The 20451-nt window shown below is 69.1% G+C and carries 16 protein-coding genes and 1 riboswitch; of the genes, 3 read left to right on the top strand and 13 right to left on the bottom strand.

The features are described 5' to 3' along the window. Positions 1–45 precede the first annotated feature (45 nt). The 5 genes from mutM to ACWEKR_RS00930 all read right to left on the bottom strand — a co-directional run bounded on the left by mutM (position 46) and on the right by ACWEKR_RS00930 (position 3351). The gene (gene mutM, locus ACWEKR_RS00950; protein WP_452352714.1) at positions 46–906 is read right to left on the bottom strand and encodes a bifunctional DNA-formamidopyrimidine glycosylase/DNA-(apurinic or apyrimidinic site) lyase; all 861 of its coding nucleotides are present in this window, start codon (positions 904–906) and stop codon (positions 46–48) included. 1 nt (position 907) lies between these two features. Continuing rightward, positions 908–1621 carry a ribonuclease III gene (gene rnc / locus ACWEKR_RS00945; RefSeq protein WP_452352713.1) on the bottom strand — a complete coding sequence of 238 codons (714 nt, stop codon included), beginning with the start codon at positions 1619–1621 and terminating at the stop codon, positions 908–910. Between the two features lie 22 nt (positions 1622–1643). Continuing rightward, a complete protein-coding gene (gene rpmF, locus ACWEKR_RS00940; protein ID WP_014987105.1) occupies positions 1644–1826 on the bottom strand; it encodes a 50S ribosomal protein L32 in 183 nt (60 codons plus the stop codon). Between the two features lie 52 nt (positions 1827–1878). Beyond that, positions 1879–2508, bottom strand: a complete 630-nt coding sequence (locus ACWEKR_RS00935; protein WP_452353067.1) for a YceD family protein — start codon at positions 2506–2508, stop codon at positions 1879–1881. Positions 2509–2604: 96 nt separating this feature from the next. Then, a complete protein-coding gene (locus tag ACWEKR_RS00930) occupies positions 2605–3351 on the bottom strand; it encodes a DivIVA domain-containing protein (protein WP_452352712.1) in 747 nt (248 codons plus the stop codon). 380 nt (positions 3352–3731) lie between these two features. On the opposite strand from ACWEKR_RS00930, the gene ACWEKR_RS00925 reads away from it, so the two are divergent. After that, entirely contained in the window at positions 3732–4250 is a 519-nt protein-coding gene (locus ACWEKR_RS00925; protein WP_452352711.1) for a GtrA family protein, read from the top strand. A 303-nt stretch (positions 4251–4553) separates the two neighbouring features. Here ACWEKR_RS00925 and coaD read toward each other — a convergent pair whose 3' ends face one another. The 3 genes from coaD to ACWEKR_RS00910 are packed head-to-tail and all read right to left on the bottom strand — an operon-like array spanning position 4554 to position 9056. After that, on the bottom strand, positions 4554–5039 hold the full coding sequence (coaD, locus tag ACWEKR_RS00920; RefSeq protein ID WP_159838696.1) for a pantetheine-phosphate adenylyltransferase: 486 nt from the start codon (positions 5037–5039) through the stop codon (positions 4554–4556). Positions 5040–5091: 52 nt separating this feature from the next. Next, on the bottom strand, positions 5092–5655 hold the full coding sequence (rsmD, locus tag ACWEKR_RS00915) for a 16S rRNA (guanine(966)-N(2))-methyltransferase RsmD (protein ID WP_452352710.1): 564 nt from the start codon (positions 5653–5655) through the stop codon (positions 5092–5094). Then, positions 5652–9056 (bottom strand): pyruvate carboxylase, encoded by a 3405-nt coding sequence (locus tag ACWEKR_RS00910; RefSeq protein WP_452352709.1) that lies wholly within the window; start codon positions 9054–9056, stop codon positions 5652–5654. The genes rsmD and ACWEKR_RS00910 overlap by 4 nt, the downstream gene beginning before the upstream one ends. 265 nt (positions 9057–9321) lie before the next feature. Further along, positions 9322–9551, top strand: a riboswitch (cobalamin riboswitch). Between the two features lie 148 nt (positions 9552–9699). Here ACWEKR_RS00910 and metE point away from each other — a divergent pair. Further along, complete coding sequence (metE, locus tag ACWEKR_RS00905) at positions 9700–11970, top strand: 5-methyltetrahydropteroyltriglutamate--homocysteine S-methyltransferase (protein ID WP_452353066.1); 2271 nt, start codon at positions 9700–9702, stop codon at positions 11968–11970. 329 nt (positions 11971–12299) lie between these two features. Here the strand turns inward: metE and ACWEKR_RS00900 are convergent, their stop codons facing one another. The 4 genes from ACWEKR_RS00900 to ACWEKR_RS00885 form a co-directional block, all read right to left on the bottom strand. Beyond that, positions 12300–12671 carry a nuclear transport factor 2 family protein gene (locus tag ACWEKR_RS00900; RefSeq protein ID WP_452352708.1) on the bottom strand — a complete coding sequence of 124 codons (372 nt, stop codon included), beginning with the start codon at positions 12669–12671 and terminating at the stop codon, positions 12300–12302. Positions 12672–12766: 95 nt separating this feature from the next. Then, positions 12767–13891, bottom strand: coding sequence for a bifunctional 2-methylcitrate synthase/citrate synthase (locus ACWEKR_RS00895; RefSeq protein ID WP_452352707.1), 1125 nt, complete (start codon positions 13889–13891; stop codon positions 12767–12769). A 6-nt stretch (positions 13892–13897) separates the two neighbouring features. Next, positions 13898–14806 (bottom strand): methylisocitrate lyase, encoded by a 909-nt coding sequence (gene prpB, locus ACWEKR_RS00890; protein ID WP_452352706.1) that lies wholly within the window; start codon positions 14804–14806, stop codon positions 13898–13900. Positions 14807–15005: 199 nt separating this feature from the next. Beyond that, positions 15006–16529: an MmgE/PrpD family protein gene (locus ACWEKR_RS00885; RefSeq protein ID WP_452352705.1), complete on the bottom strand. Its 1524-nt coding sequence runs from the start codon at positions 16527–16529 to the stop codon at positions 15006–15008. A gap of 123 nt (positions 16530–16652) precedes the next feature. On the opposite strand from ACWEKR_RS00885, the gene ACWEKR_RS00880 reads away from it, so the two are divergent. Beyond that, a complete protein-coding gene (locus ACWEKR_RS00880) occupies positions 16653–18098 on the top strand; it encodes a short-chain fatty acyl-CoA regulator family protein (RefSeq protein ID WP_452352704.1) in 1446 nt (481 codons plus the stop codon). A 70-nt stretch (positions 18099–18168) separates the two neighbouring features. Here the strand turns inward: ACWEKR_RS00880 and recG are convergent, their stop codons facing one another. Further along, positions 18169–20451 carry an ATP-dependent DNA helicase RecG gene (recG, locus tag ACWEKR_RS00875; RefSeq protein WP_452352703.1) on the bottom strand — a complete coding sequence of 761 codons (2283 nt, stop codon included), beginning with the start codon at positions 20449–20451 and terminating at the stop codon, positions 18169–18171.

The following is a 20451-nucleotide window of genomic DNA, read 5'->3' as shown; positions in this document are numbered from 1 at the left end:
GGCTGACATTCCGAACCGCCCTGAGGAAACGGTAGCTCGCCCGCGCTAACGACGACGAGGCTTCGGCTGGCAGCGCGGGCAGGAGTAGGACGAGCGGTTCATGAACCGCTCCCGGATGATCGGCGCGCCACACCGGCGACACGGTTCGTGCTCCCGACCGTATACGGCGAGCGCGCGTTCGAAGTAGCCCGACTGGCCGTTGACGTTCACATAGAGCGCATCGAACGACGTACCGCCCGCGGCGAGCGCTTCGCCCATCACCGCGCCGACGTCGGCCAGCAGCCCACGCACCGTGGGTCGCGACAGCCCCGAGGCGAGCCGGCCACCGTGGAGCTTCGCACGCCACAGCGCCTCGTCGGCGTAGATGTTGCCGATCCCGGAGACGACGCCTTGATCGAGCAGGACGCGCTTGATCTCACTCTGCTTGCCCCGGATGACGGCGACCACGGACTCGACATCGAAACGCGGGTCCAGCGGGTCGCGGGCGATGTGCGCCACCGGCTGCGGCAGCAGCGTGCCGTCCACCTCCACCAGTGGGGCGAGTGCCCAGCCGCCGAAGGTCCGCTGGTCGACGAAGCGCAGCTGGGTGCCGTCGCCGAAGGTGGCGCGGATGTGCGCGTGCTTCTCCAACGGCGCGTCGGCGGGCTGGACCAGCATCTGACCGCTCATGCCGAGATGCACGACCAGGGCCGCCTCCGGGTCGTCGAAGGTGAGCCAGAGGAATTTGCCGCGCCGCTCGGCCGACTCGACCTTCAGGCCGGTCAGCCGGGCGGCGAGATCGGCGGCGCCTTCGAGATGGCGGCGCACCGAGCGGGGATGGGTGATCGCCACCGATTCGACGACCCGGCCGACCACATGTTCGGCGAGCCCGCGGCGCACGACCTCGACCTCGGGTAGTTCGGGCACGTCAGGTTTCGGCGGTCAGCGCCTCGTAGGCGGCCCCCGCGGCCTTCTGCTCGGCTTCCTTCTTGGACCGGCCGACGCCCTGCCCGTAGGCCCGTCCGCCGATCACCGTGGTGGCGGTGAATTCCTTGTCGTGGTCCGGCCCTGTCGAGGTGATCTCGTAGCTGGGCACGCCCAGACCACGCTCGGCGGTGAGTTCCTGCAGGCTGGTCTTCCAGTCCAGGCCCGCGCCCATGCGCGGGCCGCGCTCGAGCAGTTCCGCGAACAGCCGCAACACCACGGAGCGGGCCACGTCGATGCCGTGCTGCAGATGCACGGCGCCGAGCAGCGACTCCATGCCGTCGGCGAGGATGCTCTCCTTGTCTCGGCCGCCGGTGAGTTCCTCACCTTTGCCGAGCAGCAGGTGCGAACCGAGGCCGCCCTCGCCGAGCCCGCGGGCCACTTCCGCGAGGGCGCGCATGTTCACCACGCTCGCGCGCAGTTTGGCCAGCTCACCCTCGCTCTTGGAGGGATGTTCGTGATACAGCCGTTCGGTGATGCTCAGCCCGAGCACGGAGTCGCCGAGGAACTCGAGACGCTCGTTCGTCGGCAGACCGCCGTTCTCGTACGCGTACGACCGATGAGTCAGCGCGAGACGCAGCAGGTCCGGCTGGACATCGACGCCCAACGCGGCGAGCAGGCTCGCGTGTTCACCGGACGAGTCGGGTTCGTCGGTCACGTTGCTACGACAGGTCGAACGATCAGACCGCGGCGGTGACCTGGCGGCCCTTGTAGGTGCCGCAGGACGGGCAGGCGATGTGCGGGAGAGTCTTCTCGCCGCAGGCGCGGTTCGGGCAGGTGATCAGGGTCGGCGCGGTGGCCTTCCACTGGCTGCGCCGCGACCTGGTGTTGGAACGGGACATCCGGCGCTTGGGAACGGCCACGACTACTTCTCCTCTGTCTGATTGCTCTGCCGGTTCGGCTGATCGGTCTTGCTCAGTGGTCTCGGTCGGCCGCACCCTCGTCGGGGCTGCCGGTGCCGGGCGATCCGGAGGCGAATTCAGCCAGTCCGGCCCAGCGAGGGTCAAGTATCTCATGCCGGTGGTCGGATCCCGCAATCGCCATCCGTACGCCGCATTCCGGGCACAATCCCGCGCAATCGGGCGTGCACAGCGGCTGCAGCGGCAGCTCGAGGCCGACGGCGTCGACCACCACGGGCTCCAGGTCGATGAGGTCGTCGACCATGCGGTAGACCTCGTCGTCCTCGGTGGTCTGCTCGGTGGTGCTGTCCGGGTAGGCGAACAGCTCGGTCAGCCGCAAGGTGATCTCGTCACCGAACGGCTCGAGGCAACGCGAGCACTCGCCTTCGACCGGCGCGGACACCGTGCCGGTGACCAGCACACCCTCGGACACCGCCTGCAACTGCAGGTCGAGTTCCACCTGCGCACCCACGGGAACGGCGATCAGATCCAGTCCGATCCGCTGCTCGGTGGTGACGGTGCGGTGCAGCTCGCGCATGGTCCCCGGCCTGCGACCGATGCTGCGGGTGTCCAGCACGAAACCACCGTCCGGCGGCCGGCGCTTGGCCGACTGCGGACGCGACGCGGAACCGGAACCGGCGGACATCACGAACTCACTCACGATCGAGGGATACGGGCAACCACTCAACAATACGCGATCATGCGGTACGGGCCCAAACCCGGCCCACCCCGTCCGACGCCGCTACCTGCGGAATTCGCCGGCGTAGTCGGGTGCGCCCGCCCCGCTGCGCAACTGATGCCGACCCCGTCCGACCGTGCGCAGCGTGCTGGTCAGCGTCTCCTCGAAATCGGCCAGCCGGGAGTCGACGTAGTGGTCGCATTCCTCACGCAGGCGATCGGCTTCGGCGTGCGCGGCGTCGATCACCCTGGCCGATTCGGCGTGCGCGGCGCGGACCACCTCGGTCTGCGTGACCAGCCGCTCCTGCTCGGCGAGCCCCTCGGCCACGGAACGGTCATAGGCGGCCTTACCCGCCTCGATCATCCGCTCGGACTCGACGCGCGCCCGGCCGGTCACCGCCTCGTATTCGGCATTGCCGTCGGCCACCACGCGGTCGGCTTCCTCCTGACCGGAGGCGACGAGACGATCGGCGTGCGCGCTCGCCTCGGCGACCATGCGGTCGGCATGCGCCTTGGCGTCGGCCAGGATGCGGTCGGCTTCCTCGCGCGCGGACCCGATGGTGCGCTCGGCCTGCTCGTTCGCGCCGGTCACGGCGGTCTCGGCCGCGGTCCTGGCATCGGAGACGATCTTGTCGCGATGGTCGAGCACGTCCTGGGCGTCGTCGAGTTCACCGGGCAGCGCGTCGCGCACGTCGTCGAGTAGCTCGAGCACGTCGCCGCGCGGCACGATGCAGCTGCGGGTCGGCGGGATGCCGCGGGCCTCTTCGACAATGGCGACCAGTTCGTCGAGCGCTTCGAATACGCGATACATGCTCACTACCCTCCTGCGGACTCACGGCGAAACTTTCCGCCGAGCCCCAGTGTGCCCGTCGTCACCGCTCGTGCCGAGTCACTTTCCGGTGTGTCGGCCCAGTGTCTCGCACGCCACAGAAATCAAGTGGAGACTGCCTCTCCGCTTCGTGTTACATTTTTCTGGAAGGTCGACCAAGATCTTCACCACCTACCGCGGTCCCCGGATCGCGGACCAGGAAGCCGGAGGTACGGGCACCCTGCCGTCGAATGTCGACAGGCTCCGACGCGTCAGCGATCGCTGATCACGCGCGAGGAACGGAGCCTGCCAAGAGTCGACGGGGGCGGGCGATCACCATCGCCGTTGTCTCTGCCGATGGCCTGTGTTCGATCGGAAAGACGATGACTGTTCTGGAACTACCCCGACCGGGCGGAGGGAGCGCCACCAGCTTCTTCGTGCCGTGGGTGGGCCCATACCCGGTGTTGCCGACGCGCTCGGTCGCGACCAGGTTCGGACAGCTCACCCGCTATCTGCGCGGCGATCGCGCCTTCGCGCAGCTGATCCGTTTCGCGCTGGTCGGCGGGTCCAGCAACATCGCCTACGTCCTGCTGTTCTTCGCCATGCACGGCGTCGGACCACTGGTCGCCAACGTCGTCGGCTCCATCGTCAGCACCATGATCGCCAACGAGCTGCACCGTCAGCTCACCTTCCACGCCGCGGCACGGGTCGGCTGGTTCACCGCCCAGTGGGAAGGCGGCGGACTCGCGCTGGCCGGCCTCGGCGTCACGACCGCGGCGCTGGCCGCGATCGGCCTGTGGGCTCCCGGCCTCGCAGACACCGCGCAGGCCGCCGCCATCCTGGCCATCACCGCAGCGGTCGGCGGCATGCGCTTCCTCGCCCTGCGCGGCCTGGTCTTCTAGGGCGGGACCACCCCTCCGCGTCTTCAGGCCGCTCCAGGTGGGTGAGGCGGGAGTCGCGTTCAGGTTTTGCATCGACGGCCGGTGGGGTTGTGGGCGTTCCCGGTGAGTTACCGATGTTCTCGAGTGATCAGTGGTGGCGTGCGGCCGATCGGAGTCCGGGCGACTGTCTGTCGACGCCGACCGACTTGTGGCGACTCGGTCGGCAATCGATCACAAGGTCCGCGACCGCTTCGAGTAAGTGCTACTCCGCCGCCGCATCCATGTCCGGAGAATTTACCGGTACGGACGGGGGCGGGTTGTCCGTCAGTTCTTGCGCTCGGCCAGACGGTCGACGAGGCGCTTGTGCACCGAAGGGGGCAGCATGTCGGTGACGTCGCCGCCGTACGCGGCGACCTCCTTGACCAGTGAGCTGGACAGGAAGCTGAAGGACGGGTTGGTGGCGATGAAGAACGTGTCCACCCCGGAGAGCTTCTTGTTCATCTGCGCCATCTGCAGTTCGTAGCCGAAGTCGCCCGCGTCGCGCAGACCCTTCACGATCGCGGTGATGCCCTGTTCGCGGGCGAAATCCACCGTCAGGCCCTGCCACGACTCCACCCGTACGTTGCCCAGGTGCGCGGTCGACTCGCGCAGCATCTCCATGCGCTCCTCGACGGTGAACATGCCCTGCTTCTTCGGATTGATCATGACGGTGATGACGACCTCGTCGAACTGGGCCGCGGCCCGGGTGAAGACGTCGAGATGTCCGTAGGTCACGGGGTCGAACGATCCGGGGCACAGTGCTCCTGCCATGAGGCGACGCTAGCAGGACACACCCGTTCGGGCGCGAGTGGCCGGTCCGCGTCTAGGCGTCCGGCTCGTACTCCGCCAGATCGATGCGGGTTTCGCCGTATCGGCGCGACTTGGCCGGGACGAAGCCTGCGGGCCAAGCCGTTTCAGGCGACCGGGCCGAACGCTCCAGCACGACGAACGCGCCGGGACGCAGCCAGCCGTGCTCGGTCAGCGACCGCAGGTCGGCGAGCACCGCCGCGTTGTCCACCGCGTAAGGCGGGTCGGAGAACACCACATCGAAAACGCCCGCCCCGGCCAGTTGCAGCACACTGGCCACGGTCCCGACGCGCAATTCCGCGCCGGGCAACCCCAGGTCGGCGATATTGCCGCGGACCACCGCCGCCGCCTTGCGGTCGCACTCGACCAGCAGCGCGTGCCGCGCGCCGCGCGACAGCGCTTCCAGCCCGAGCGCGCCGGAACCCGCGTACAGGTCCAGCACGCGCGTGCCCGCGAAGTCCAGCCTGGCGTCCAAGGCGCTGAACAGCGCCTCCCGTACCCGATCGGAGGTCGGACGGGTGCCTGCGGGCGGCACCCGGAGGCGCCGCCCGCCCGCCGTCCCCGCGACGATCCGCGTCATCCGGCGGACGACTCCCGGACCGTCAACTCGATGAGCAGGTCGCCGCCTTCGACCTGCTGCACGGCGCCGATGGCGACGCGGCCCACGGTGCCCGCCCGGGGCGCGGTGATCGCGGCTTCCATCTTCATCGCCTCGATGGTGCCGATGGTGTCGCCCGCCGCGACCGAATCGCCTTCGGACACCGCGAGAGTGACGACACCGGCGAACGGCGCCGCGACATGGCCGGGGTTGGCCTTGTCGGCTTTCTCCGCGGCCGGGATCTCGCTGGCGATCGAGCGGTCGCGCACCGACACCGGCCGCAGCTGTCCGTTGAGGATGCACATCACCGTGCGCATGCCGCGCTCGTCGGGTTCGGAGATGGCTTCCAGGCCGATGAGCAGCGTGACGCCCTTCTCCAGCTGCACCCGGTGTTCCTCGCCGCGGCGCAAACCGTAGAAGAACTGGTTGGCCGACAGCCCGGAGGTGTCGCCGTACTTCTCGCGGTGGGCGAGGAATTCGGCGGTGGGACCGGGGAACAGCAGCCGGTTCAACGTCGCCCGCCGCTCCTCGGAGCTGCCCGCCAGGCCTTTCTCGTCCGCGGGCGTCAACGGCGTCTCCGGCTTGGCCGCGCTGCGCCCGGCCAGCGCTTTGCTGCGGAACGGTTCGGGCCAGCCGCCCGCGGGTGTGCCGAGTTCGCCGCGCAGGAACCCGATCACCGAATCCGGGATGTCGTAGCGGCCGGGATCGGCGGCGAAGTCCTCCACCTCGACACCGGTGCCGACCAGCGCCAGCGCCAGGTCACCGACGACCTTCGAGGACGGCGTGACCTTCACCAGACGCCCGAGCAGCCGGTCGGCGGCGGCGTATTTCGCCTCCACCTCCTCGAATCGGTCGCCCAACCCGAGCGCGATCGCCTGCTGGCGCAGGTTCGACAACTGACCGCCGGGGATCTCGTGGGTGTAGACGCGTCCGGTGGGCGCGGGCAACCCGGACTCGAAGGGCGCGTAAACCTTCCGCAACGCCTCCCAGTACGGCTCCAGGTCGCACACCGCCTGCAGGTTCAACCCGGTGTCGTATTCACTGTGGGCGGTCGCGGCGACGATCGCCGAGAGCGCGGGCTGGCTGGTGGTGCCGGCCATCGCGGCACTGGCGCCGTCGACGGCGTCGGCGCCGGCCTGCCACGCGGCCAGATAGGTGGCCAGCTGCCCGCCCGGGGTGTCGTGGGTGTGCACGTGCACCGGCAGATCGAAATTGCTGCGCAACGCCGTGACCAGCGTGGTCGCGGCCGGGGCGCGCAGCAGGCCTGCCATGTCCTTGATCGCCAGCACGTGCGCGCCCGCGTCGACGATCTGCTCGGCCAGCTTCAGGTAGTAGTCCAGGGTGTAGAGGGACTCGTCCGGATTCGACAGATCCCCGGTGTAACTGATCGCGACCTCCGCGATCGCGGTCCCGGTCTCGCGAACCGCGTCGATGGCCGGGCGCATCTGATCGACGTTGTTGAGCGCGTCGAAGATCCGGAAGATATCGATGCCCGTCGCGGTCGCCTCGGAGACGAACGCGCGGGTCACCGCCTCCGGATACGGGGTGTAACCGACGGTGTTGCGGCCGCGCAGCAGCATCTGCAGGCAGATGTTCGGGATCGCCTCCCGCAACGCCGCCAGCCGCTCCCACGGGTCCTCGTAGAGGAACCGCAAGCCCACGTCATAGGTCGCGCCGCCCCAGCACTCCACCGACAGCAGCTCCGGCGTCAACCGCGCCACATGCCCAGCCACCCCGAGCAGGCCGTTGGTGCGCACGCGGGTGGCCAGCAGCGACTGGTGCGCGTCACGGAAGGTGGTGTCGGTGACGCCGACCGCCTTCTGCTCGCGCAACGCCCGCGCGAAGCCTTCCGGCCCCAGCCGCAGCAGCCGCTGCCGAGAGCCGTCCGGCGGCGGCACGCTCGGATCGATCGCGGGCAGTTTGTCGTGCGGGTACACCGTGGTCGGCCGCTCGCCGTGCGGCTTGTTCACGGTGACGTCGGCCAGATAGTCGAGGATCTTGCTGCCGCGGTCGGCGGACTGCCGCAACGTCAGCAGCTGCGGGCGCTCGTCGATGAACGAGGTGGTGACCCGGCCCGCCTTGAAGTCGGGATCGTCCAGCACCGCCAGCAGGAACGGAATGTTGGTGGCCACGCCACGGATCCGGAACTCCGCCAGCGCCCGGCTCGCCCGCGCCACCGCCGCACCGAAGTCGCGGCCCCGGCAGGTGAGCTTGACCAGCATGGAGTCGAAGTAGGCCCCGATCTCGGCGCCCAGGTTGGCCCCACCGTCCAGGCGGATGCCCGCGCCGCCGGGTGTGCGGTAGGCGGTGATCCGGCCGGTGTCCGGACGGAACCCGTTCGCCGGGTCCTCGGTGGTGATCCGGCACTGCAATGCCGCACCCCGGATGGTCACGGCGTCCTGGCTCAGACCCAGCTGCTCGAGCGTCTCCCCCGCGGCGATGCGCAGCTGCGACTGCACCAGGTCGACGTCGGTGATTTCCTCGGTCACCGTGTGTTCCACCTGGATGCGCGGGTTCATCTCGATGAAGACGTGGTTGCCGCGCTCGTCCAGCAGAAACTCCACGGTGCCCGCGCACGAGTAACCGATCTGCCGGGCGAAGGCCACCGCGTCGGCGCAGATCCGCTCGCGCAGTGCGGGGTCCAGATTCGGCGCGGGCGCCAGCTCGATCACCTTCTGGTGCCTGCGCTGCACCGAGCAGTCCCGCTCGAACAGGTGCATCACATTCCCGTGCTGGTCGGCCAGGATCTGCACCTCGATGTGACGGGGATTCACCACCGCCTGCTCCAGGAACACCGTCGGGTCGCCGAACGCCGACTCCGCCTCCCGGGAAGCCGCCTCGATCGACTCGCGCAGCTGCTCGGGCGCGGCGACCCGGCGCATCCCGCGCCCGCCGCCGCCGGCGACGGCCTTGACGAAGATCGGGTATTCCAGCTCGTTCGCCGCGGCCAGCAGCTCCTCCACGTCCGACGACGGTGCGCTCGAACGCAACACCGGCAGACCTGCCGCCCTGGCCGCCTCGATGGCACGCGCCTTGTTACCCGCCAGTTCGAGCACCTCGGCCGACGGGCCGATGAAGGTGATGCCCTCCCGGGCGCATGCCGCCGCCAGATCCGGGTTCTCCGACAGGAATCCGTACCCGGGGTAGATGGCGTCGGCGCCCGCGGACTTGGCCGCCTCGATGATCGCCTCGATCGACAGGTAGGCCCGCACCGGATGGCCGGGCTCGCCGATCTGATACGACTCCGCCGCCTTCAACCGATGGACCGAATTGCGGTCCTCGTACGGGAACACGGCGACCGTCCCGATGCCGAGTTCGTAAGCCGCGCGGAAGGCTCGGATGGCGATCTCGCCACGGTTGGCAACCAAGACTTTCGAGAACATTGACCTAAGGTACCCGGCTGCGTGAACCGCACCGACACGGAATCCCCCATCGCGAACTTTTTCACAAAGTCGACTAGCACCGTTGCGAAGTTGCGTTCACCGTGCCGACACAAATGCGGCGCGCCGGCAACCCGGTGCGCCGCCGCGTGACCGGGTCCGGTTGGACGCGCTCGTCCCCTCGCGTCCTATGCTGAGGAGGCAGCTGGTTCACCGCAGCGCGACGAGATGGAGCCCCGACGTCGCGCCACGGAGTCGAGCCCGCCCGTGCGGCGACGTCACGGCGGGTGAGAGGGAACCCGGTGGGAATCCGGGACTGTCCCGCAGCGGTATGCAGGAACGACCGCCGTCACCAGGCACTGAGTTCACCGGGCCGGAAGGCTCCGCGACTCGGGAAGCGACGGCCAGTAGGTCGGCCATCGGGAGCACTCCGGCGTACGCCGGCCCGCACGGCCGGTGCCCGCGAGTCCGAAGACCTGCCAGCCGTGCCGAGTACGCCGTACCCGGCGGCCACCGCCTCGTGGATTGGGCGCGCGGATCACCAGCTGACGTGTCGGGCTCCTCGGCCGGGAACATTCACCGGCATGTCATAAGGTTCTCCGCCTGCCCGTAAGGCGATGGCTTTCGTCCTCAGCAATGGAGAAACATCGTGACTGTTGCACAGCAGAAGCCGTTCACCGCGACGGTTCTCGGGCTTCCACGAGTGGGGCCACGACGCGAACTGAAGCGGGCTACCGAAGCCTATTGGGCGGGCAAGATCGACGCGGGCCGGTTGCACGGCGTGGCGCGCGACCTGCGGCAGACCCAGTTCGCCGAACTGCGCGCCGCGGGCTTGGACTCGATCCCCGTCGGCACGTTTTCCTACTACGACCACATGCTCGACACCGCCGAGTTGCTGGGCGCGCTGCCGCCCCGGGTCGCCGGGATCACGGATCCGCTGGACCGGTATTTCGCCGCCGCCCGCGGCACCGACACGGTCGAGCCCTTGGAGATGACCAAGTGGTTCGACACCAACTACCACTACCTGGTGCCGGAAATCGGCCCGGAGACCGCGTTCTCGCTGCATCCGGAGAAGCTGCTGACGGAACTGCAGGAGGCGCTCGAGCTGGGTGTGCCCGCGCGGCCGGTCGTGATCGGCCCGCTCACCTTCCTGAAGCTGGCGAAGGCGACCGGCGGCCCGGCACTCGCCCGGCTGATCGAACTGCTGCCGCTCTACCGGGAACTGCTGCGCAGGCTCGCCGTCACCGGCGCCGAGTGGGTCCAGATCGATGAGCCGGTGCTGGTCACCGACCTCACCGCGGAGGAAATCGACCTGCTGCAGGTCACCTACGAGGAACTCGCCGACGCCACCGAGCGCCCGGCGATCCTCGTCGCGACCTACTTCGGGAAGCCGGACGCCGCTCTCGGGGCGCTGGCCCGCACCGGGATAGAAGGAGTCGCCCTCGACTTCACCTCCGGCGTCGACATCGCCGCGGTGGCGGCCGTGCCCGCGCTGACCGGCAAGCTGGTCGTCGCCGGTGTGGTGGACGGGCGCAACGTCTGGCGCACCGATCTCGACCGAGCCGTGGCCACGCTCGGTTCGTTGCCGGGATCCGCCGGGCAGGTGGCGGTTTCGAGCTCGTGCTCGTTGCTGCACGTGCCGTACACGCTGGCCGGGGAGACCAGGTTGGACGAGCGCCTGCGGTCCTGGCTGGCGTTCGGCGCCGAGAAAGTGACCGAGATCCGGCTGCTCGCGACCGGCCTGAGCGAGGGCGCGGAGGCGATCGCCGCCGAATTGGCCGCGGTCCGCGAGGCGCTCGCGTCGCGGAGGTCGGATCCGCGGCTGAACGATCCGGGAGTACGCGCGCGGCTGGCGGCGCTCGGGCCGGACGCCGCCCGCCGCGCGCCCGCCGAACAACGGCGGGAACTGCAACAGGACCGTTTGCGGCTGCCCGCCCTGCCGACCACGACGATCGGTTCCTACCCGCAGACCTCGGCCATCCGGCTGGCGCGCGCCGCGCTGCGCAAGGGCGAGATCGACCAGGCGGAGTACGTGCGCCGGATGCGCGCCGAGATCGCGGAGGTCATCGCGCTGCAGGAAGAACTGGAGCTCGATGTGCTGGTGCACGGCGAGCCGGAACGCAACGACATGGTGCAGTACTTCGCCGAGCATCTCGACGGGTTCGCGGCGACCGAGCACGGGTGGGTGCAGTCCTACGGGACACGCTGCGTGCGGCCGCCGATCCTGTTCGGAGACGTCGCGCGGCGGGAGCCGATGACCGTCGACTGGATCGGGTACGCGCAGTCGCTCACCGACAAGCCGGTGAAAGGCATGCTGACCGGGCCGGTGACCATCCTGGCGTGGTCGTTCGTGCGCGACGACCAGCCGTTGGGCGAGTCCGCCCGCCAGGTGGCGCTTGCCATCCGGGACGAGACCGTGGACCTGGAGTCGGCGGGCATCCGGATCATCCAGGTCGATGAGCCGGCCTTGCGCGAACTGCTCCCACTGCGCGCGGCCGACCAGCCCGGGTATCTGGAGTGGTCGGTGCAGTCGTTCCGGCTCGCGACCTCCGGGGTGTCCGATGCGACGCAGATCCACACGCACCTGTGCTACTCGGAATTCGGCGAGGTGATCGAAGCGATCGCCGGGCTGGACGCCGATGTCACGTCCATCGAGGCGGCGCGGTCCCGTATGGAGGTGCTCGACGACCTGAACGCCGCGGGGTTCGACCTGGGGGTGGGCCCCGGTGTGTACGACATCCACTCGCCGCGGGTGCCCAGCGTGGAGGAGATCACCACATCGTTGCGGGCGGCACTGAAAGCCGTTCCGGCCGAACGGCTCTGGGTGAATCCCGACTGCGGGCTGAAGACCAGGGGACGCACCGAGGTGGAAGCCTCCCTGCGCAACATGGTCGCCGCCGCGGCGGCGGTACGGTGAGCTCGACCGCCGATCGATGATCGGTGCCCCCTTCGCCTGGCGGAGGGGGCACCGAATCGACCACGCGGTCAATCGGACTCCGGCTCCGGTCGCGGGGGCTGCCGCCGCCGTAGGGTGTACCGATCACACGGTTCCTCCCGCCGCGTCACCGGCAACTCCCGCGCCCGCGCCCGCATCCCCCGCCGCCACGCCGTATGACACCCGGAACAACGCTCCATCGGCTACCCCTCCTCACAAGTCGACCACGACACCGTCTTTCCCCTCTTGCCTACTTTCGACGCACCCACCACTGATTCGGTTCCAAGCAGGGGAAGAATTTTCCGACGTCGCTACAGGCCGAAGGCCCGGTTGATGGCGGCCATGTCGAAATAATCGCGCCATACGGTGATCTCGCCGTCGGCGACTTCGAAGAAGCCCATGACCGGGAGCGGGGTCTCGCGACCTGCGGAGCGGAGGGTGTCGGTGCGCTCGTTCATCACCACCGTGCCGGAGGCGACCTGGTGGTGGATGTCGAAGTCGATGGCGTCGAAGGTGGTCAGAAAACCCGCGATGAAGTCGCGGATGGCGGTGCGGCCGACGATGGGTTCCATTGGGATGTTGTGGTAGACGGCATCCTCGGCGAAGTACGCGCTGATCCGATCCGGATCGGGGTCGGACCAGCTTCGGCACATCGCGCGCACGAGTTCGTCGGGATCGGGCATTCGTTCCGCTCACTTCCTGCTGCCGGGCGCCGGACCGCATAATTCAACCAAGCAATTGCTCGGTACGGAAGGGGGTGTACCCGTCGGCCGCTCCGTCAGCGGCTGACCGCCAGGTCGCGCTGCGGGACGCCGATATACTCCGACAACGGCCGGATCAGCGCGTTCGATGCCGCTTGCTCGATGATGTGCGCGGTCCACCCGGTGATCCTGCTCATCACGAAGATCGGCGTGAACATCGCGATGTCGAAGCCCATCAGGTAGTAGGCGGGACCGGTCGGGAAATCCAGATTCGGCTTGATGCCGGTGGCCTCGTCCATCGCGCGCTCCAGCGCGACGCACACCCGCAGCCACCGCTCGCCGCCGGTCACCGCCGCGACCTGCGCCAACTGTGCCCGCATGGCCGGCACCCTGGAGTCGCCGTGCTGGTAGACCCGGTGCCCGAACCCCATCACCTTCTGCTTGTCCGCGAGCTTCGCGCGCAGCCATTCGCGGGCTCGTTCCGGTTCGCCGATCTCCAGCAGCGCGCGCATGACGGCCTCGTTGGCACCGCCGTGCAGCGGGCCTTTCAGCGCGCCGATCGCGGCCGTGACCGCGCTGTAGATGTCCGATCGGGTCGAGGTGACCACCCGGGCGGCGAAGGTCGAGGCATTGAAACCGTGTTCGGCGTAGAGGATCAAGGAGGCCTCGAACGCCTCGACGATCCGTGGATCGGGCACGGCGCCGAAGCACATGTTCAGGAAGTTCTCCGCGAAACCCAGGTGAGAACGCGGCGCGACGAAATCCAGTCCGCGCCGCCTGCGCATGTCGGCCGCGATGACGGTGGGCAGCAGCGCGGTCAAGCGCAGCGCCTTGGCCTGCAGCGTCCGCACGCCGGGAGCGCCGGTGAGATCCTCGTCCGGGTCCTCGGCTCCCAGATAACTCACCACCGTCCGCACCACGTCCATCGGATGACAGGACTCGGGCATCTTCTCGATGAGCGACAGCACGGATCGATCGATCCGGCGCTGGGCGCGCTCGCGTCTGCACAGCAGTTCCAGTTGGGCGGCGTCCGGTAGTTCGCCGTACCAGAGCAGGTAGGCGACCTCCTCGAAGCCGCAGTGCCGGGCCAGATCCGGCACCGCGTAGCCGCGATAGGTCAGGGAGTTGGTCTCCGGTACCACCTTCGAGACGGCGGTGGTGTCGGCCACCACGCCCGCCAGGCCCTTCTTGATCTCGGTCATGTCGTTTCACTCGCTCACGGTGAAGGTGAATATTCCTGCGTCGAATTCGCTGTAGCGCTCATAGCGCAGCAGTTCGTAGAGGCGGGATCGGTGCTGCATCCGGTCGAGCAGTGCGGCCTGGGTGCCGCTGCGGTGGATGTCGCGCAGCCCGTACTCCACGGCGTGCATGGCCAGTCGCAAGGTGGTCACCGGATAGATGACGGCGTTGTAGCCGAGCTCTTCGAGTACAGGCGCGGGCAGCAGTTCCGACTTGCCGAACTCGGTCATGTTCGCCAGCAACGGAACCTGCACGGCAGCACGGAAACTCGCGAACTCCCCGGCGTCGGCCAGCGCTTCGGTGAAGATCAGGTCCGCACCGGCGTCGGCGTAGGCCTTGGCCCGATCGATCGCCGCGGCCAATCCTTCGGTCGCGCGGGCGTCGGTGCGGGCGCAGACGACGAAGTTCGGGTCGCGCCGAGCCGACACGGCGGCGCGCAACCGCCGCACCATCTGCTCGACCGGCACCACGGACTTGCCGTCGAGGTGCCCGCAACGCTTCGGGGCGACCTGGTCCTCGATGTGGCAGCCCGCCAGCCCCGCGTCCTCCAGGACAGTCACGGTGCGCGCGGCGTTCATCGGCTCCCCGAAGCCGGTGTCGGCGTCGATGAGCACCGGAAGCTCCGTCGTGCGGGCGATCTGCTGCCCGCGGGCGGCCACTTCGCCGAGGGTGGTCAGCCCGATGTCGGGCAGGGCCAGCTCGGCCGCCAGCGCCGCGCCCGAGACGTACACGCCTTCGAACCCGATCTCCTGGATCATCCGGGCCACCAACGGGTCGAAGGCGCCCTGCAGTCGCTGGATGCGCCCGGAGGACAGACCGGCCCGCAACGCCGTGCGCTTCTGTTCCGCGCTCGCCGCCGACGACAGCAGGCCGGTCACCGGACCCACCGCCCGGCGCCCAGCACAGCACGGCTTCGCGCGGCAGGCAGATCACGGGCGTCGCCGTCGCTCGCTGCGGTGCCCGCGCAGGCGGCTCGCGCGTGCCGGATTCTCGACGCGGGCAAGGCGCGACCACCTACCACAGCGAGAACGTCGCCACCGCCCGGCCGGTGATCCCGGAAGAGCATCGGCGCGCGCATCAGAAGACTCCTTCCGGAATCCGCGGCGCCCGGCTCAGCACCTGGTCGGACACGGTGAAACTCAGCTGGTCCAGCTCCCCGGGCGCCAGTTCCGCCGCCCGCTGCGCCACGTCGAGGAAACGCTCCCGCTCGTCCTCGTCGAGCACACCCTCGGCCAAGGCCCGGAACTTGGCGATGTACTGCGCCCGGCCGAAGGGACGCGCCCCGAGCGGATGCGCGTCGGCGACCGCCAGTTCGTCGACGATCGTCTCCCCGGTCCGCAGCGTCACGACAGCTCGCGCGCCGAACGCCTTCTCGCGAGGATCGGTGGCGTGATAGCGGCGGGTCCATTCCGGATCCTCGGTCGTCCTGATCTTGCGCCACAGCGCGACGGTGTCCGGCCGTCGCGCCCGCTCCGGCGCGTACGACCGCTCGTGATGCCAGGTCCCGTCCTGCAGCGCGACCGCGAAGATATAAGGCACCGAATGGTCCAGGGTTTCGCGACTGGCGTGCGGATCGAACTTCTGCGGGTCACCGGAACCGGTGCCGATCACCACGTGCGTGTGGTGACTGGTATGCAGCACGATCGAGGCGATCTGCTCCGGGTCGCCGATCCGCGCGCGCATCCGGCGGGCCAGATCGATCGGTGCCTGGCTCTGGTATTCGGCCGAGTGCTCCTTGGTATAGCTGTCCAGGACGGCCCGCTTGGCCTCGCCCGGACCGGGCAGCGGCACCCGGTATTCGGCGTCCGGCCCGCCGAGCAGCCGGGCGATCACGCCGTCGGCGCCCTCCCAGATCGGCGCGGGCGCACTCTCGCCCCGCAGCGCGCGATCCACCGCCTCCACCGCTGTCTTCCCCGCGAACGCCGGAGCGAACGCCTTCCAGCTGGAGATCTCGCCTTTGCGGGATTGCCGCGTCGCCGTGGTGGTGTGCAGCGCTTGACCGAGTGCCTGGTAGATGGTTTCGGTATCGAGCCGCAGCAGCGTTCCGATGCCGGCCGCGACGGAGGGGCCGAGGTGGGCGACATGATCGATCTTGTGCTCGTGCAGGCAGATGCCGCGAGCCAGATCGATCTGGATCTCGTAGCCGGTGGCCAGCCCGCGGATCAGGTCGGCGCCGCTGCGGTCGAGATGCTGGGCGACGGCGAGAATCGGTGGGATGTTGTCACCGGGATGCGAATACTCCGCGGCGAGGAACGTGTCGTGGAAGTCCAGCTCCCGCACCGCGACGCCATTGGCCCAAGCAGCCCATTCGGGCGAAACTCGCTGCCCGACAGGCAAACCGAACACCGTCGCGCCTCGGCGGCCTGCGCGCGGCGAGTGGGGCTGCGCGGTGGCCTGGGCGCGCGCCGCGGCCACCGGGCGGCGCGTGAGCGACGCGGCGGCTACCGCGGCGTTGTCGATGATCCGGTTGACGATCATCGCGGCGACTTCGGTGGTGACTTCGACCGGGTCCGCGGCCACTTCGGCGATCTTCGTCGCCAGATGCTCCGCGCGCGGGAACTCCTCGGCGGCGGAACGTGCCCGTACGGTGTGTATTTCCATGCATCCTCCACGACAGCGCGGCAAAACATCTCTTCGCACGCTACGCAGATCGCACACGTTGCTGAACACCTTGCAAAAGCATATTTTCGTGGGTAATAAGGCGTGTTTTTGCAATGATTGCGAATGATCGCAGCTACCATCGTGCACGTGCGCAAGATGTATGCGGGCGCCCGGCTTCGGCGATTGCGCGAAGAGCGGAGGATGACTCAGGCGGCTCTGGCGAAATCGCTGGACTTGTCGCCGAGCTACCTCAATCAGCTCGAGCGCGACCAGCGCCCACTCACCATTCCCGTACTGCTGAAACTCAATTCCACCTTCGACCTGGACGTCCAGTTCTTCGCCGCTGATTCCGACGCGCGTCTCGTGTCGGACCTGCACGAAGTACTCATCGACGCCGCGGGCGGGCACACCGCCCCGCTCACCGAAGTGGAGGAGCTGGCCACCCGCCAGCCGGAGGTCGCACGGATCGTCGTGGCGATGCATCGCCGACTGCGCGCCGCCACCGATCAGCTCGATCTGCTCTCGGCGCGGGTCTCCGCGCCCGCGGGCGCGCCCGGAGTGCCCATGCCCTACGAGGACGTGCGCGACTTCTTCTACGACCATCACAACCACATTCCGCAGCTCGACATCGCCGCGGAGCAACTGTTCGAGAACTCCGGGCTCACCATCGGCTCGCTGGATCGCCAGCTCGCCCGCATCGCCGAGGAGCGCGCCGGGGTCACCGTCCTGGTGCGCGGCGACGGCGCCGACCCCACCGTCCCCAAACGGCACTACGAACCGGAGACCCGGACGCTCACGCTCGCTCGCCGGTTGCGGCCCGGCCAGCGCGCCTTCCAGATCGCCACCACGCTCGGCTTCCTGTTGTACGGGGCCGAACTGGATGCCGTGCTGGCCGAAAGCCCGTCGCTCAGCGGCGAGTCCCGCACACTCGCACGGATCGGGCTGGCCAATTACTTCGCGGGCGCGCTGGTGCTGCCGTACGGGCGATTCCTGCGCTCCGCCGAGGAACTGCACTACGACATCGACCTGCTCGGTCTGCGTTTCGAAGTCGGCTTCGAGACCATCTGCCATCGGCTCAGCACGCTGCAGCGGCAGGGCCAGCGCGGCGTCCCGTTCTTCTTCGTGCGCACCGACCGAGCGGGCAACATCTCCAAGCGTCAGTCCGCGACCGCGTTCCATTTCTCCCGGGTCGGCGGCAGCTGCCCGCTGTGGGTGGTGCACGAGGCGTTCTCCAACCCCGGCCGCATCCTGACCCAGGTGGCCGAGATGCCCGACGGCCGCCGCTACCTGTGGGTTGCCCGCACCGCGGCGATCGCCCCGCACGGGTTCGGCACCGCCGCGAAGAACTTCGCGATCGGCCTCGGCTGCGATGTCGAATACGCCGACCGCTTGGTGTACTCGGCCGGATTGCAGTTGGACGACCCGGCGGCCTCGGTCCCGATCGGGGCCGGCTGCAAGGTGTGCGAGCGTCCCGCGTGCCCGCAGCGCGCCTTCCCGCACATCGGCAGTCCGCTGGCGGTCGCCGAACACACCAGCACCGACCTGCCCTATCCGCGGCTCGGGCGGTGATCGTGGCGATGTGGCCGGGGTCGTCCACCGCTTAGCTCGCCCCGATCGGCCGCGTCGACGTCGAGCGGCGTCAGGACTTGGCCAGGTACTCCAGCCGCTCGGAGTCCACCGCCGCGTGCATCATCCCGGCCAGACCGGGGTGCTTGCGCAGGCCCGGGTCGGACGCCACCACGGCCCTGGCGAACTCCTGGGCGGCGGTGATCACCTCCAGATCGTCCAGCAGCGACAGCAGCCGCAGCGAACGGGCTGTGCCGGACTGGGCGGCGCCGAGCACGTCACCCTCACGGCGGGTCCGCAGGTCGAGCACCGACAACTCGAAGCCGTCGGTGGTGGCGGCGACCGCGTCCAGGCGCGCCATGGCCGACCCGCCCGGCGCGGCATCCGTGACCAGCAGGCACAATCCGGGGTGCTCGCCCCGGCCGATGCGGCCGCGCAACTGATGCAACTGACTGACGCCGAACCGGTCGGCGTCCACGATCACCATCACCGTCGCGTTGGGCACATCCACGCCGACCTCGACCACGGTGGTGCACACCAGCACGTCCACCGATCCGTCGTTGAAGGCCCGCATCACCTGGTCTTTCTCGTCGGCGGGGAGTCTGCCGTGCAGCAGCCCGACGCGTACGCCCGACAGCGGTCCGCCGCGCAGCATCTCGAACACGTCGAGCACCGCCTGGGTGGTCGGGCCCTCCTTCCCGCTGTCGCCGGACTTCGAGCGTCCGTTGCGCGACTTGCCCGCCGTCTCCTCGTCGTCGCCGATGCGCGAACACACCACATATGCCTGGCGACCGGCGGCGACCTCCTCCACGATCCGCTCCCAGGCCCGATCCACCCAGTTCGGGTGCAGCCGGCGCGGCACCACCTTGGAGACGATCGGCGAGCGGCCTTTCGGCAATTCGGTCAGCGTGGAGGTCTCCAGATCGCCGAGCGTGGTCATGGCGATGGTGCGCGGAATCGGGGTCGCGGTCATCACCAGCAGGTGCGGGCTGGTGCCCGCTTTCGCCTTGGCGCGCAGCGCGTCTCGCTGTTCCACCCCGAAACGATGCTGCTCGTCGACCACCACCATGCCGAGATCGAAGAACTCGACGTTGTCCTGGATCAGCGCGTGCGTGCCGATCACGATGCCCGCCGCACCGGTCACCGCCTCCAGCAGCGCGGCCTTCTTGGCGGCGGCCGACATCGACCCGGTCACCAGCACCACGCGGGTGGCGTGGTCGGCCGCGCCCAGCTCGTCCGCGGCGCCCAGCTCGCCGAGCATGCCGCGCAGCGACCGATAGTGCTGCGCGGCGAGCACTTCCGTCGGGGCGAGCAGCGCGCACTGCAATCCCGCGTCCACCACTTGCAGCATGGCGTGCAGGGCGACGATCGTCTTGCCGGAGCCCACCTCGCCTTGCAGCAACCGGTGCATCGGCTGCTCACGAGCCAGATCGGCCGAGATCTCGGCCACGACCTGCTGCTGCCCCGCGGTCAGATCGAAGGGCAGGCGCTGGTCGAACGCGGCGGCGATGCCGTCGGCGCGCGGAACGCAGGCACGCGCCCGCCGTCCGGCCACCTCGTGCCTGCGCTCGGCCAGCACCAACTGCAGAGCCAAGGCCTCGTCGAAACGCAACCGGTCCTTGGCCTGGTCGATATCGGACTTGCGCTCGGGCAGGTGGATCAGGCGTAGCGCGTCGGACAGATTCGGCAGCGCGCGCTCGGCGCGCACGTCCTCCGGCAGTGGATCGTCGAGCGGGTCGAGCTGGTCGAGCACCTGCCGAACGCAAGCCAGCACGTCCCAACTCTGCACCTTCGCGGTCGCCGGGTAGACCGGGATGAACTCGCGTTCCATGAACGATGTGTCCACCCCGCCCGCACCTCGCGCGCTCTGCGCGAGGCCGCGCAGATCTCCGCCGCCGCGCACCTTGGTCAGCGCACCGACCGAGTCGGTGTCGTCCTCGGTCTCCGGCAGGATCAGGTAGCCGGGGTGGCTCAAATTCCACTGACCGGGGCGCCAGTAGGTCACCGTGCCCGACATCATCGCCCGCAAACCCGCGCGGACCACGTGTTTCACCTTGTCGCCATGGAAGAAGGTGACGTCGACGCCGCGTCCGGAGCCGGTGTCGAGGACCACCTTCAGCAACGACCCGCGGCGGTTGCGCATCGGCCGCAGTTCGGCCTTGGTGATCCGGCCGATGACGGTGATGTGCGAGCCGTCCTCGGGCGCCTCCTCGGTGAGCGGCTGCCCCTGCGTCGCGTACCGCAGGGGATAGTGCCGCAGCAGATCCTCGACGGTCTGCATGTCGAACGCGTCCGCCAGCGAGGCCGCCGCCTTCGCCCCGAGGATGTGGTCGAGCCGATCGCTCAGTGTCGCCAT

The organism is Nocardia sp. NPDC004573 (assembly GCF_053602135.1).
This window is presented reverse-complemented; position numbering and strand designations above follow the sequence as displayed.